This is a genomic window from Kribbella sp. WER1 (assembly GCF_054189145.1).
On sequence record NZ_CM135186.1, the window covers coordinates 8,217,466 to 8,231,997 of the forward strand.

Sequence of the window (14,532 nt, forward strand, 5' to 3'; positions counted from 1 at the left end):
AAGTACTTGGTGTTGGCCCAAGCCTAGTGACTACCTGCGGACGCCTGATCTGAAGGGTGCGGAGTCAGCCGTGTTTGCACTTCGGCCACTGCGGGCTCCCCGGGAAACAGGTCGGCACGTTCGGCGGCGGCTTGATCGTCGGCGGGGGGACGGGTGGGGTCACCGGGGGAGTGACCGGCGTGGACGGGGGTGTGGTCGGCTGGGCCTTGCTGCCGTTCGAGATGAACAACGTGACCGTCGCGCCGGCCGGAGCGCCGTCCTCCTGGCGGGGGTTGGTCCAGGCGACCGTGCCGTTCGGGGCGTCGGAGTCGACGCGGGCGCCGTGGTCCATCTGCGCCTTGAAGCCCATCGACAGCAGCTTGGCGGCGGCGTCGGCGGGCGTCATGCCCTTCAGGTACGGCAGGTCCTTGACGTTGCCGCGGATGATCTTGTCGTCGGCCTTGACGAACTTCGTCGACGGCAGGCCCTGCAGCGCGAGCTGCATGGCGGTCTCCCAGATCGGACCCGCGGTGCCGGAACCGGACGCGTCGTCGAGCCGCTTGCCGTTCAGGGTCTGGCCGATCATGTTCTCGATCTTCGGATCGGCGTCGGCGACCACGGACGCGGCCGCGAGCCGGGTCGAGTACCCGGCGAACCAGACCGCCACATTGTTCTGGATGGTACCGGTCTTGCCGGCCAGGTCGCTGTTGCCGAACTTCAGCTTCGCGCCGGTGCCGCCCTTGGCCATCACCTGCTGCAGCACGTAGTTCACGCCGTCCGCGACGCCCGGCGAGAGCACCCGGTGGCAGTTCGGTCCCGGGGTCGGGATCGGCTTGTTGGTCTTCAGCGACATGACCGAGGTGATCACCTGCGGGCTGCAGTACATGCCGCGGGCCGCGAACGTCGCGTACGCGTTGGACAGCATCATCGGCGTCACCAGACCGGCCGAACCCAGCGTGTACGAGACGACCTGCTTGAGCGGCTTGAGCTCCTGGGCGTCGTACATGCCGAGCTGGTTCGCGATGGTGGCGATCGGGCACAGGCCGATCTGCTGCGAGAGCTGCAGGAAGTACGTGTTGGTCGAGGCGCGGGCCGCGTCCACCATCGACGGGTCGAGGACCGTCTTCGTCGAGTTCTTCGGGGTGTAGTTGTCGGCCGAGGTCGGGCCGTTGCAGGTCTCGAAGTTCTTGCCGCTCAGGTCGATCGTCTGCGGTGACCGGATCCGGTACGTCGTCGGCACCCCGCGGGCGATCGCGGCGGCGATCGTGAACGCCTTCATCGTCGACCCGTTCTGGAACCCGCCGAAACCACCGGGGTACGACTTCTCGACGTTGTAGTTGTACGCCGTCTGCCCCTTCTTCGAGCCGTACGGGCGGCTCTGCGCCATCGCCTTCACCAGGCCGGTACCGGGCTCGACCATAGTGACCGCGCCGATCACGTCGTCGGTGGCCTTGGCGTGCTGCGCGATCGAGGTCTCGGCGGCCTTCTGCGCCTTCTGGTCGAGCGAGGTCTTGATCACCAGGCCGGAGGTCTCGATGTAGTTCTCGCGCTCCTCCTTGGTCTTGCCGAAGGCGTTGTTCTCCTTCAGCTTCGCCACCACGTACTCGCAGAAGAACGGGTACTTCGAGTTCGCGCAGCCGCTCGGGACGACCCGGACCTTCGCCGGGTCGAGGACCGGCGTCTTCAACGCGTCCTGGGCCTGCTTGGCGGTGATGACGTTCAGTTCCTGCATCCGCCGCAGCACCACGTCGCGACGGGCCTTGGCGCGCTTCGGGTTGTCGATCGGGTCGTAGCCGGTCGGGTTCTTCACGATCCCGGCGAGCATCGCGGCCTGCGGCAGGGTGAGCTTGGCGGCGTGTACCCCGAAGTAGTGCATGGCCGCGGCCTCGACGCCGTACGAGCGGTCGCCGAAGAAGGCCAGGTTCAGGTAGCCGTTCAGAATCTGGCCCTTGGTCATCTGCTTCTCGACCGCGATCGCGTAGCGCAGCTCGGCGACCTTCCGCTCGTACGTCTCGGCGGTGGCCTGCTTGACCTCTTCCGGGGTGCGGGCCTTGTTGATCAGGGTCTGCTTCACGTACTGCTGGGTAATGCTCGAGCCGCCCTGCTGGACACCGCCGGACGACTGGTTCCGCAGCAGCGCCCGGAGGGTGCCCTTGAAGTCCAGCGCGCCGTGCTCGTAGAACCGGTCGTCCTCGATCGCGACGATCGCCTTCAGCATGATCGGGCTGATCTGCTTGAGCGTGACCGGCGTCCGGTTCTGCTGGTACAGGGTCGCGATCACCCGGCCCTCGGCGTCCTGGATGATCGACTTCTGGGCCAGCGGTGCCGTCTCCAGGTCCTGGGGCAGGTACTGGACCGAGTCGTGCGCCTTCGCCGTGGTGACGCCGATCAGGCCGGCGAACGGTAGGGCCAGGCCGGCGGTCAGCGCTCCGGCCACCGCGCTGGCCACCAGGAACACGAACACCGACCACACGACGTTGGGCCGCTTGGCCCGCCGCTCGCCTCTGTGCATGGTTGGGCAGGTTACGTGAGGTGAGGGCTTTCCGGGAGTCTCCTCGTTACGGAATTTACACATTAAGCCAACGATTTCACCTTTGGTGACCGCCGGTTCACTGCGCGCCGACGTTCCGGGGCGCTCAGTCGGCACTCCAGACGACCACGTCGAACGTGGCCCGGTACGGGATGCCGGAGCCGTTCTGGGGCAGTGCGGTGACGCGGAGGCGGGCGACGTTCCCGGAGGTGGTCTGGAGGCAGAGCACCTCCGACTTCGCCAGCGGCTGCTGGTCCTGGATGTCGCCCGCGGCGATCGTGGCGGCGCAGTCGCGGTACCCCGGCAGGCTGGGGGACTGCTTCTTCCAGCGGGCGAGCAGGGTCCGGTTCATCGCCGACAGTTGCTGGCCGAGCAGCATGTAGACGTCGCCGTCGGAGCTGTAGTCGCTCGCGGGGCCGGGCGGGGCGACGTCCAGGTCCTTGGCGTAGGTGTCGAGCAGCATCGAGCCCTGCCAGAGCACCGTGCCCACCATGGAGGTCGTTTCCACCGGTTGTGAGGCCGTCGGCTTCGTAGCGGACCGGGTAGGCGGTGGGGCGGGCGTGATGGGCCTTGGCGACGGCGGCACGGTGGTTTGGACGGTCGTGCGCACGGTGACGGGGACTGTGATCGGTACTGTGACCGGACCCGACGTGGCGGTCGTCGGGCCGGCCACCTTGTTGTCGTCGCCGGACGAGCCGAGGATCGGGACCAGGGTCGTGATCAGCGCCACCACGATGCTCGTACCGGCGGCGATCCAGGCGGCCTGCTGATGCCGCCCGAACCAGCTCTTCTCCGTCTTGCCGCTCTCGTCGTCCGCGGGGTCTGTCTCAGCCACCGTGCAGTCGCCCCCACTGCCTCGAGCCGTCAACGTCCGTTGCGCCGAGGCTAGCAGCCGGTGACGGTCCAACTGCCGTCCGTGCCGTGTCGCGTCAGGGCTCGATCAGCACCTTGAGCGCGCTCCGGGCGTCCATCGCGGCGTACCCGTCCGGGATCGCGTCGAAGCCGATCGTCCGGTCGAACACCTTGCCCGGCTCGACCGTGCCGTCGAGGACGTGGGGGAGCAGCCGCTCGATGTAGGCCCGCGCCGGGGCCGGTCCGCCGGTGAGCGTGACGTTCGGCAGGAACAGCGTGCCGAACCCGATCGGCGCCTCGTCGTACTGCGGAACGCCGACCCGGCTGATCACCCCGCCGGCGCGGACGACGCCGAGCGCCTGCTCGTACGCCGGCAGGTGCCCGACCGCCTCGAGGACGACGTGCGTACCGTCGCCGCCGGTCAGCTCGCGCACCTTCTCGATCCCCTCCGTACCGCGCTCCGCCACCACGTCGGTCGCGCCGAAGTCGACGCCCAGGTCGGTCCGGTCCTTGTGCCGGCCCATCAGCACGATGCGCTCGGCCCCGAACTGCCGCGCCGCGAGGACGGCGAGCAGCCCGACCGCGCCGTCGCCGATCACGGTGACCGAGGTCCGCGCGGACACGCCGCCCTTGAGCGCCGCGTGGTACCCGGTGCCGTAGACGTCGGACAGCGTCAGCAGCGACGGCAGCAGCGCCGGGTCCGCGTCCGGCACCTTGACGAGCGTGCCGTCGGCCTGCGGTACCCGGACCGCCTCCGCCTGGCAGCCGTCCACGCCGTTCGCGTTCCAGAACCCGCCGTGCCGGCACGACGTCTGCAGGTCCTCCCGGCAGAAGTCACACGTCCCGTCGGACCATGCGAACGGCGCGATCACGAAGTCGCCCTTCCGCAGCGTGCCGACGTCCCGCCCGACGTCCTCGACGACGCCGACGAACTCGTGTCCCATGGTCTTCCCGCCGGGCGTGTCCGGCAGGTTGTGGTACGGGTGCAGGTCGCTCCCGCAGATGCAGGACCGCACCACCCGCACCACGGCATCTGTTGGTTGCCGGATCGCCGGATCCGGTACGTCGACCACCCGCACATCTCCGGCGCCGTACATGTAAGTCGCTCGCATGGCTCCAGTGAAGGCGGTGCCCGCGGGCCGCGGCAGTGCCTGTCGTTCCAGGTAATGCCAGTGCCCCCCTCCGCGTGAGCGCGGTCCGTAGGCTGGAGACATGGACCACCGGGCGGAGATCAAGGAGTTCCTGAGCTCCCGGCGTGCACGGCTCACGCCCGAGCAGGCCGGCCTCCCGGTGTACGGCGGCAACCGCCGGGTGAAGGGCCTGCGCCGCGAGGAGGTCGCGCTGCTGGCAGGCGTGTCCGTCGACTACTACGTCCGCCTGGAGCGCGGGAACCTCGCCGGCGCCTCCGAGAGCGTCCTGGAGTCCCTGGCCCGCGCCCTGCAGCTGGACGACGCCGAACGCGACCACCTGTTCGCCCTGGCCCGTGAGTCCGACGCCACACCGGTACGCCGCCGTACCGCCACCAAAGGCGTCCGCCCCGCTCTCCAACAGGTGCTCGAGGCAATCACCGACGCCCCCGCCTGGATCCGCAACGCCCAGTTCGACATCCTCGCCGCGAACCACCTGTCCCGTGCCCTCTACACCTCCCTCTTCACCGACCCGCACCCGAACACCGCCCGCTTCACGTTCCTCGACCCCGCCGCCCGGACCTTCTTCGTCGACTGGGACCGCGCCGCCGACGACATCGCCGCCGTCCTCCGCCTGCAAGCCGGCAAGAACCCCCACGACAAGGCCCTCAGCGACCTGATCGGCGAACTCTCCACCCGCAGCGAAACCTTCCGCACCCGCTGGGCCGACCACAACGTCCGCTTCCACCGCTCCGGCCGCAAGAAACTCCACCACCCCGTCGTCGGCAACCTGGAGATCGACTTCGAAGCCATGGAATTCCCCTCCGACCCCGGCCTCACCATGGTCGTCTACACCGCCCCCGCCAACACCCCCACCGCCGACGCCCTCAAACTCCTCGCCAGCTGGTCCGCCACCCACCAAACCGTTGCCCAGGACAAGGAAGAGCGCGGTCAGCGGTAGCCGCGTGCCTGCAGCTCGTACAGCTCCGCGTACGGCCCGCCACGAGCGAGCAGCTCGGTGTGTGATCCGCTTTCGACCACACGGCCTTCATCGAGTACGACGATCAGGTCGGCCGCCGCAACCGTCGAGAACCGGTGTGTGACCAGCACGGTCACGCCGCCACGCTGCCTCGTCTGCCGGCTCGCGGCGGCGTACCGCTCGAAGAGCGTGTGTTCGGTGATCGCGTCGAGCGCGGACGTCGGCTCGTCGAGGATCAGCAGCAGCGGTGCGGGCCGCAGCATCCCGCGGGCGATCGCGATTCGTTGCCATTGGCCACCGGACAGCTCGACGCCGTCCGGCCAGGTCGTCCCGAGCTGGGTATCGAGGCCGGCCGGAAGGCTCGCGACGACCTCCTCGGCGGCACCGTCGACGACGGCCCGCCGTACGCGCCGACGATCATCGAGTACGGCGACGTCGCCCGCGCCGACCGCATGCTGTGCGGTGAACTCGAACCGGACGTGGTCCTGGAAGGCGCCGGACATCCGCGATCGCCACGCCTCCGGATCCAGCCTGGACAGGTCGTTGCCGTCGACAAGAATGCGGCCGGTGTCCGGACGGTGGAGACCGGCCAGAAGCTTCACCAGGGTGGACTTCCCGGCGCCGTTCTCGCCGACGATCGCGACAACAGACCCGGGCTGCAGGTGCAGCGTCACGTCGGTCAGCGAGGCCCGCTGCGTGCCGCCGTACCGGTAGCTCACCTTTTCCAAGCGGATGCCGGCGTCCAGCTGATGCGGCGGCAACTCGTTGCCCGCCACAACGGAGGCCGCGTAGTCGCGGAGCCAGATGAAGCGACCGCAGTTGCGCGCGACCTTTCCGATACCGCCGACCGCGCCCGCGAAAGACGAACTCACGCTCTGCAGGCCTTGCAGTACGCCGACCGCGACGACCAGGGACTGTACGGACACGGTGCCCGCGAGCACGTCTCGAGTCATCCACGCCAGCACCAGGATCGCCGTACTGAAGAACACGCCGGAGTGGACCGCCGCGAGGGCCGCCTTGCGACCGTCAGCCCGGGCGATCGGACGCCGCCAACCGGCGACAGCCTCACGGACCCGGCGCCGCAACTCCTGCTGGTGGCCGAATACGCGGGCCTCGGCGCCGGCTGTCGGCGAGGCGGTCAGCTCGAGCAACTGGTGGGTCAGGCGACCCGGCGCGGCGCTCGCCTCCTCGGCGGCGGTGTCCCAGCGCAACGACCAGCCGGCCGTGAGGAGACGGGCGGCGCCGATCGCGACCAGGACCGACAGCCGCCAGTCCGCGGTGATCGCCACCAGCAGGACGCTGACGGCGTACGCCAAGGTGTTCAGGGTGTTGATGATCGTGTTCAGCGCACCGCCGAGCACATTCTCGTTGTCGCGCAGGATCTGCAGCTTGTCGGCGTACTGCGCGGTCTCCAGGTGGTCGAGCGTCGGGATACGGGCGGTGAGATCCGCGATCTGCGCGTCGAAGACATGCCCGAGCAGCTCCATCTGCCGGACTCGTGCGTTCACCCCGATGGCTTGCAGCGCGGTGTTCGCTGCGGTCGAGCCGACCAGTGCGAGGGCGGCGAAGACCATCCGGCTCAGATCGCGATCGACCGCCGCGCCGGCGAAGATCCCGACGAACAGCGGGGTCAACGCGGCCAGTACCTTGCCGATCGTCTCGAGCAAACAGAGCAAGGACTGGGCCGGACTGGTCTTGATGGTGGTCCCCACGACCAGGGCCACGCCCCGCCACGCGGGGCTCATCGCGACTCCGTGAAGGGACGCGCTTGCAGCGTGAACAGCTCGGCATAGCGGCCGTCGAGGGCGAGGAGCTCCTCGTGGCTGCCGTCCTCGACGATGCCGGAGTCCGCTAGTACGACGATCCGATCGGCGTGCCGGACGCTGGACAGCCGATGACTGACGAGCACGGTCGTCACCCCGCGTGTGACGTCTAGGAACCGCTCGAACAAGGCCGCTTCCGTCCGTACGTCGAGCGCCGCCGTGGGCTCGTCCAGCACGAGTACTCCTGCTCCGTCCGCGACCGCGGCGAGCGCCCGCGCCAGGGCGACCCGCTGCCACTGCCCGCCGGACAGATCCGTACCGCCGTCGTACTCCGTGGACAGCACGGTGTCCCAAGCACGGTCCAGCTGACCGAGCAAGGCTGCGCCACCGGCGTCGATGAGTGCACGTTCGGTCGAGACCTGATCCGCAGGCCCGAGTACCACGTTGTCGCGCAACGACAGCGGATAGTGCGCGAAGTCCTGAAAGATCGCCGCGACTCGGCGCCGGATGCTCTCGTCGAGCGCGGGATCGCCGCCGTCGACCCGCACGGTTCCTTCGTCAGGTGCGTAAAGTCCGCAGAGCAGTTTCACGACCGTCGACTTGCCGGCGCCGTTGATGCCGACCAGCGCGACGGACTGACCGGCGGGGATCTCGAGCGTCATCTGGTTGACTGCTCGTCCGGTCTGCCCCGGGTACGTGAAGCTGACATCCTGCAGACGAACGTCCGCGGCGCTCCCCGGCTGCCGCCGCGCGGTTGTCGACGGGAGTGCCGGCGAGATCGCCGGTAGGCCGAGCTCTTCCCGCAGCTCCACCAGTGCTCCCAACGTCGAGGTGTTCCGCGCGAGCGCAGTACTGACATCCCCGAGTACGCCGAAGCTCTGGAGCCGGAGGACCGCTTGGACCATCGTCACCGCACCGGCCAAGGAGACCACCCCGGCCGTCACGTCGGACCCGATCAGTACCAGGGCGCCGCCGACCGTCACCGCCATCACCAGGCAGGCGAGGAGCACCGGTCCGAGGCCGCGGCGGCGCGCCTTCCACAGCGGCGTCATCGCGTCGTACCAGGTCATCCGGTACACGTCGGCGAGCCAGTCGGTCAGGCCGAACAGCCGGACCTCCTTCGCGGAGTCGGATCGGGTGAGCAGCCCGCGCAGGTACCCGGCCCGGCGCCGACCGTCTCCGGCAGTCGCGAGCAGTTCGTCGAACGCCAGGCTGATCCAGTCGGTGAAGATCTTCGAGACCAGGAAGAACGCCGCCGCGACCACGAGCGGTACCCACCACCGCCACGGAACCAGGACGGCGATCGCGCCGACGCCGGCCAGCCGCGGACCGATCATCGACCAGGTGACGTTGACACCGGTCACGAATGACCAGTCCCGCAGGGCGGTCACGACCGTGCGGAGCCGCCCGGCGAAGTCGGGGCTCTCCAGATGCCCGATCCCGCGCGGGTGCAGGCCGACCTCGGCCGCGAGGTCGACGACGTACCGCAGATACGCGACCGAGCAGCGTGCCGTGACGACCGTGAGCGACGCCTGGATGATCGGCCCGATGAGGAGCAGTTCGGCGACCAGCCAGAAACGCGGCCACACGGTCTGCGGCTTCGGCTCGACGAGAGAGCCGGCGAAGAGGCCGATCGCGATCATCAGGCCGGTTCGAACGGCTGCCTCGATGAGCGTCAGCGTCAGCGCGAGCGTCGACCAGACCGGTGCTGCCGTCCAGAGCACCCGAGCGTGCTGGAGGTAGCGGTGTGGCCCGCGGCTGCTCATCCCTGCCTCAGGACCGGTGGGAGGTCGCCGAGGATTGTCAGGCGTTTGGTGGCTCGGGTGATGGCTACGTAGAGGTCGGAGAGGCCTTGGTCGGATTCGGTCAGGATGGTGGTGGGGTCGGCGATCAGGACGGTGTCGAATTCGAGGCCTTTGGATTGGGGGACGTCGAGGAGGGCTGCGGTGCCGTCGAGGACGGAGGGGTCGTGGGTGTGGGCTACGTCGGGGAGGGCGGCGGCGAATTCGGTGTAGCGGGAGGTGGGGACAATGACGGCCAGGCGGCCGTCGGTGAGGGCGGCGCGTTCGGTTTTGACGGCGGTGCGGACGGCGTCCAGGAGGGCACGAGGGGGGACCGGGTCCAGGTAGGGGTGGGTGCCGGTGTCGCGGACGGACGTGGGTGGTCGGAGGGTGGGGTCGATCGCGGCCAGGACCGAGGCGGCGACGGTCATGATCTCGGACGGGGTGCGGTAGTTGACGGTAAGTTCGGCGGTGCGCCAGCGGCGTGGGGCGTAGTGGTCGAGGAGTTCGGCCCAGGAGCGGACGCCGGCGGGGGAGCCGGTCTGGGCGATGTCGCCGACCAGCGTCATCGAGCGGCGTGGGGCCCGGCGCATCAGCATCCGCCAGTCCATCGCGGACAGTTCCTGGGCCTCGTCGACGATCACGTGGCCGAACACCGCCGTACGGTCGACGCCGCGGTCGAAGGCGTGGTCGTCGGACGGTGCCGGGTTCGCGAGTTGCTGGGTCCGCTGGGCGATCAGGTCGCGGAACTGCTCGATCTCCCAGGGCATCACGTCGATCCGCTCGGCGGTCAGCTCGATGTCGACGACGCCGCTCGCGTACTCCCGGTTCGCGTCCTCCGCGGCGGCCGCCTCCGAGGCCTGACGTTTGCGTCCGGCAACGATCTCCGCGGTGTCGCCGAGCAGCTCGGCGGCCTCGTCGAGCAGGGCGGCGTCCGACGGTGACCAGTCCGGGGAGAGTGGCCGCAGTACGGCGGAACGCTCGGCCCCGGTGAGGTACGGCGCGGCGGTCGCGAGGCGGTCGTCCGACGAGAACAGGACCGAGACGAGCAGCTGCGGTGTGAGCTCGGGCCACAACCGGTCGAGCAGTTCGAGGACCTGGTCGTCGTCGAACAGTTCCTGCTGGATGTCCTCGATGTCCGTGTCGCCGACGTACTGCTTGCCGATCCGCTGCACGACCTGGTTGGTGAGCGTCTGCAGGATCCGGCGGACGAACAGCGGCCGCGCCCGGTTGTGCAGGGGTTGTGCGGCGAGTGCGCCGCGTTGCGCCTTCCGGATCGCGTCCGGGCGCAGGACCAGCTCCTCCGAGTTCAGCTTCAGCCGGACCGGCTGGGTCGGCACGATCCGGAACCCGGCGATCGCCTGCGCGATCACGTCGGCCATCGCGAGCTCGCCCTTGATCCGCGCGGCCTCGGCGGACTCCGGCGCGGTCGCCGTCACGCCCGGGAACAGCTCGCTCACGGTCGCGAGTACGACGTCGTTCTCACCGAGCGAGGGGAGGACCTCGTCGATGTACCGCAGGAACGTCGTGTTCGGCCCGACGACGAGTACGCCGGACCGCCCGAGCTGCTCGCGATGCGTGTAGAGCAGGTACGCCGCCCGATGCAGTGCGACCACGGTCTTGCCGGTCCCGGGGCCGCCCTGGACGACGAGTACTCCGGGCAGCCCGGAGCGGATGATCTCGTCCTGCTCGGACTGGATCGTGGCGACGATCTCGTTCATCCGCCCGGTGCGGCCGGCGGCGAGCGACGAGAGCAGCGCGGCCTCGCCGATCAGCGTGCCGCGTTCGTTGTCGCCGAGCGCGGCCGCGTCGAGCAGGTCGTCGTCGACGCCCACGACGGTCCGGCCGTGCAGCCGGATGTGCCGGCGGCGCTTGACGCCGAGCGGCTCCGCGGAGGTCGCCCGGTAGAACACCTGCGCGACCGGCGTCCGCCAGTCGATCAGCAACGGGTTGTAGTCGTCGTCGAACAGTCCGATGCGGCCGATGTGGAACCGTTCGCCGGCCGTCTCGTCGATCCGGCCGAAGCACAGTCCGCGTTCCACCGACGACAATTGCGTGAACCGCCCGGAATACAGCCGCGTGAAGGATTCCCGTTCCGAGGCGGCCTGGTCGGTGCCCACGGTTTCCTCCACCTGGACCCGGCCGAGTTCGCCCCGGGCCTTTTCCCGCAGTACGTCGAGCCGCGCGTACATCGCCGTCACATCCCCTTGCTCTGCGGCGATCTCGTTCTCCAGCACCCCTGCCCCCGATCTGTTGTATTGCATTGTCCGAAAAGCTTTGATATTCTGATGTTGGAAGCCCCGAGAGGGCTTCTTTTCATTTCCCGGCACAAATACCCCACGATACTTCACAGCGGACTGCCAGCCAAGCCGAAGCTTCTGCTCAGCACGCGAGCCGACACTGAGGTGTGTTCGCAACCGCTGTGCACGAGCCGCTCGGGCAGCGGGCTCGCACCGACGAGGCCGTCCGGCTCGGCGCGCTCGCTGTGTTGTGGCTGAGCCTGCTGCTCGTCACGTACTGGTGGGTGGCCGGCGGCGGCATCCAGGAGCTCCGCGGCTGGGCGACCGGCCTGACCTCGATCGGCCGGCTGACCGGCCTCGGTGCCGCCGTACTGCTGCTCGCTCAGGTCGTTCTGATGGCCCGGGTGCCGCTGCTGGAGGCCGCGTTCGGGCAGGACCGGCTGGCACGCATCCACCGCATCACCGGGTTCACGTCGTTCAACCTGATGCTCGCGCACGTGGTCGCGATCACGTGGGGCTACGCGGAGGGCGAGCTGGCCAAGACACCGGGGATGCTGTGGGACCTGACCGTCAACTACCCGGGCATGCTGCTGGCTGTCGGCGGGACCATCGCGCTGTCCCTGAGCGTCCTGACGAGCATCCGCGCGGCCCGTCGGCGGCTGCGGTACGAGTCCTGGCACCTCCTGCATCTGTACGCGTACCTCGGGGTCGGCCTCGCGCTGCCGCACCAGCTGTGGACCGGCCAGGAGTTCCTCGCGTCGCCCGTCCGCACCGTGTTCTGGTGGACGGCCTGGGCCCTCTCCGCGGGAACCGTCCTCACGTACCGGATCGGCGTACCGGTCTGGCGCAACGTCCTGCACCGGCTGCGGGTGACCGCCGTCGTCCCGGAGTCCGACGGGGTGTTCTCGGTGTACGTCGGCGGGCACCACCTCGACCGGCTCCGCGCCGAACCCGGCCAGTTCTTCTCGTGGCGCTTCCTCGACCGCCCCGGCTGGACGCGCGCGAACCCGTACTCGCTCTCGGCCGCCCCCGACGGCCGCGGCCTCCGGATCACCGTCCAGGACGCCGGCGACGGCAGCGCCGCCCTCCGAGCGATCAAGCCCGGTACGCGCGTCCTCGTCGAGGGACCGTACGGCCGGATGAGCCCCCGCGCCCGGACCCGCCGGAAGATCGCGCTGATCGGTGCGGGCGTCGGTGTCACGCCGCTGCGGGCACTCGCGGAGGGACTCGACTACGCGCCAGGTGACGCCGTACTCGTCCAGCGGTACACGGACCAGCCGCTGTTCCACGACGAGTTCCAGGCCCTGTGGAGCGACCGCGGCCTGTCCTTGCTGACGCTGCCCGGTCCACGACGCGCGCCGGATTCGTGGTTCGGCGCCGGAGTCCCGGAGTACGACGACTTGCACGTGTTGCTGCACTGGATCCCGGACATCGCCGAGCGGGACGTGTACCTGTGCGGGCCCGAGCCCTGGACCGAACTTGTCCGGGCCACCTTGCTCGCCGCCGGCCTGCCGGTCGAGCGGCTCCATCTCGAGACCTTCAAGTGGTGACCGCCGTGAAACGCATCGTGCTCTGGCTTCTCGGGACCGTCTCGGCGGTCGTCCTGATGTTCGCCTATCACACCTCGACATCCGGCCCGCAGGCATCCGTGGGTCCGGCCATCGGTGGCGGCGCCAACGAAACGCCTGCGACAACGACGCCTGGTGCATCCACTGTCACCGGTAGCGTCGCCCAGACCCAATGGGGACCGGTCCAGGTGCAGCTGACCGAGAAGGCCGGCAAGATCACCGCGGTGAACGTCGTCCAGTACCCGAACGGGAATCGCCGCGACGCCGAGATCAACAGCTACGCGCTGCCGATCCTGATCAACGAGACCGTGCGGGCGCAGAGCGCGCAGATCGACATGGTCAGCGGTGCGACCGTGACCAGCGGCGGCTACATCCAGTCCCTGCAGAGCGCGTTGGATCAAGGTAAATGAAGCGTTACGTCGAGCACGTGATGGGCATGCCGATCAGCCTCGCCCTGCGCGGCCGGCACACCGACGACGACCTCGCGGCCCGGGCGTGGTCCGAGGTCCTCGACGTACTGCGGTCCGCCGACGAGGTCTTCAGCACGTACCGCGGCGACTCGTACGTGTCCCGACTGAACCGCGGGGCGCTGGCGATCGCGGACTGCCCGCCCGAGGTCGCGGAGGTGCTCGCACTCGGCGAGCAGGCCCGGATCGAGTCCGGCGGCGCGTTCGACGTACGGCGGAACCGCCGGCTCGACCCGAGCGGGGTGGTGAAGGGCTGGGCGGTGGAACGTGCCGCGCGGAAGCTCGCGCTGCTCCCGGCGACGGACTACTGCCTCGGCGCCGGCGGCGACCTGACCTGCCGGGTCTCCCGACCGGACGCGGAACCGTGGCGGGTCGGGATCGAGGATCCGCAAGCGACGGACAAGCTGGCCGCGGTGGTGCCGATCCGCAACGGCGCGATCGCCACCTCCGGCCTCAGCCACCGCGGCCGGCACATCACCGACGCCCGGACCGGTGTGACGCCGATCGTGCTGGCGTCGGTCACGGTCGTGCACCGATCGCTCACCCAGGCCGACATCGACGCGACCGCGGCGTTCGCGCTCGGCGCGGACGGGCTCGCGTGGTTGCAGTCCCGACCGGGCCGGGCCGGGTTGGTGATCCTGGCCGACGGGACGCGTCAGGTCTTCGGGGACAGTACGCGGGCGATGACGTCGGCAACCATGCGCCGCGGAATGGGGCGGTGGGCAACGAAGTGACGGTAGAAGAACGGACTGGTCAGCAGGTCGGTGGTCAGTTCGGGGTCGGTGTCGGGCGGTAGCTCTCCACGCTCGCGGCCGCGTTCCAGTACGGCGAGCATCGGCTCGCGGCGGCGGTTGGTGAGGTCCTGGTGGATCGCCGAGAGCGCGGGGTCGCGTTCGGCGGCGTCGATGAAGGCGGCGAGCAGTCGCGGGAACGGCGTCCGTTCGAGGAGTGTCACGAACGCGGTCAGGATCTCGGCGACGTCCTTGGCGACCGAGCCGGTGTCCGGCGCCGGGAACGGGCGGTACGTCGCGTCCATCGCGTCGACGAGCAGCGCGCCCGTGGTCGGCCAGCGGCGGTAGAGCGTCGCCTTGCTGGCACCGGCCCGCCGCGCGACCGCCTCCATCGTGAAGCCGGCCAGGCCGGACTCGTCGAGCACCGCGAGCGCGGCCTCGAGCATCCGCTGCCGCGCACCGTCGCCGCGAGAGACCATTGATCCACCTCCATCGAAACGCTATCGTACCGTTAG

At 69.5% G+C, this 14,532-nt stretch carries 11 protein-coding genes; 4 read left to right on the forward strand and 7 right to left on the reverse strand.

Annotation, left to right across the window (positions count from 1 at the left end):
• Positions 1-64 precede the first annotated feature (64 nt).
• The 3 genes from ACXJJ3_RS40030 to ACXJJ3_RS40040 form a co-directional block, all read right to left on the reverse strand.
• Positions 65-2,491: a penicillin-binding protein gene (locus ACXJJ3_RS40030; protein WP_458167240.1), complete on the reverse strand. Its 2,427-nt coding sequence runs from the start codon at positions 2,489-2,491 to the stop codon at positions 65-67.
• Positions 2,492-2,615: 124 nt separating this feature from the next.
• On the reverse strand, positions 2,616-3,344 hold the full coding sequence (locus ACXJJ3_RS40035; RefSeq protein WP_458167241.1) for a hypothetical protein: 729 nt from the start codon (positions 3,342-3,344) through the stop codon (positions 2,616-2,618).
• 94 nt (positions 3,345-3,438) lie between these two features.
• Positions 3,439-4,473, reverse strand: a complete 1,035-nt coding sequence (locus ACXJJ3_RS40040) for a zinc-binding dehydrogenase (RefSeq protein WP_458167242.1) — start codon at positions 4,471-4,473, stop codon at positions 3,439-3,441.
• 100 nt (positions 4,474-4,573) lie between these two features.
• Here ACXJJ3_RS40040 and ACXJJ3_RS40045 point away from each other — a divergent pair, with 100 nt between their 5' ends.
• On the forward strand, positions 4,574-5,449 hold the full coding sequence (locus ACXJJ3_RS40045; RefSeq protein WP_458167243.1) for a helix-turn-helix transcriptional regulator: 876 nt from the start codon (positions 4,574-4,576) through the stop codon (positions 5,447-5,449).
• Here ACXJJ3_RS40045 and ACXJJ3_RS40050 read toward each other — a convergent pair.
• The 3 genes from ACXJJ3_RS40050 to ACXJJ3_RS40060 are packed head-to-tail and all read right to left on the reverse strand — an operon-like array spanning position 5,440 to position 11,275.
• Positions 5,440-7,212 carry an ABC transporter ATP-binding protein gene (locus tag ACXJJ3_RS40050; RefSeq protein WP_458167245.1) on the reverse strand — a complete coding sequence of 591 codons (1,773 nt, stop codon included), beginning with the start codon at positions 7,210-7,212 and terminating at the stop codon, positions 5,440-5,442. The two genes, ACXJJ3_RS40045 and ACXJJ3_RS40050, sit on opposite strands and share 10 nt — an antisense overlap.
• Entirely contained in the window at positions 7,209-8,996 is a 1,788-nt protein-coding gene (locus ACXJJ3_RS40055) for an ATP-binding cassette domain-containing protein (RefSeq protein ID WP_458167246.1), read from the reverse strand. Before ACXJJ3_RS40055 ends, ACXJJ3_RS40050 begins: the two co-directional genes overlap by 4 nt.
• Positions 8,993-11,275, reverse strand: coding sequence for a HelD family protein (locus ACXJJ3_RS40060; protein WP_458167247.1), 2,283 nt, complete (start codon positions 11,273-11,275; stop codon positions 8,993-8,995). The genes ACXJJ3_RS40055 and ACXJJ3_RS40060 overlap by 4 nt, the downstream gene beginning before the upstream one ends.
• A gap of 158 nt (positions 11,276-11,433) precedes the next feature.
• Here ACXJJ3_RS40060 and ACXJJ3_RS40065 point away from each other — a divergent pair, with 158 nt between their 5' ends.
• Genes ACXJJ3_RS40065 through ACXJJ3_RS40075 form a run of 3 tightly spaced genes read left to right on the forward strand, consistent with a single transcriptional unit; the run spans position 11,434 to position 14,020 of the window.
• On the forward strand, positions 11,434-12,801 hold the full coding sequence (locus ACXJJ3_RS40065) for a ferredoxin reductase family protein (protein WP_458167248.1): 1,368 nt from the start codon (positions 11,434-11,436) through the stop codon (positions 12,799-12,801).
• 5 nt (positions 12,802-12,806) lie between these two features.
• The gene (locus ACXJJ3_RS40070) at positions 12,807-13,229 is read left to right on the forward strand and encodes an FMN-binding protein (RefSeq protein WP_458167249.1); all 423 of its coding nucleotides are present in this window, start codon (positions 12,807-12,809) and stop codon (positions 13,227-13,229) included.
• Positions 13,226-14,020 carry an FAD:protein FMN transferase gene (locus ACXJJ3_RS40075; protein ID WP_458167250.1) on the forward strand — a complete coding sequence of 265 codons (795 nt, stop codon included), beginning with the start codon at positions 13,226-13,228 and terminating at the stop codon, positions 14,018-14,020. The genes ACXJJ3_RS40070 and ACXJJ3_RS40075 overlap by 4 nt, the downstream gene beginning before the upstream one ends.
• Here ACXJJ3_RS40075 and ACXJJ3_RS40080 read toward each other — a convergent pair.
• Entirely contained in the window at positions 13,942-14,496 is a 555-nt protein-coding gene (locus tag ACXJJ3_RS40080) for a TetR/AcrR family transcriptional regulator (protein ID WP_458167251.1), read from the reverse strand. The two genes, ACXJJ3_RS40075 and ACXJJ3_RS40080, sit on opposite strands and share 79 nt — an antisense overlap.
• Positions 14,497-14,532: the final 36 nt, after the last annotated feature.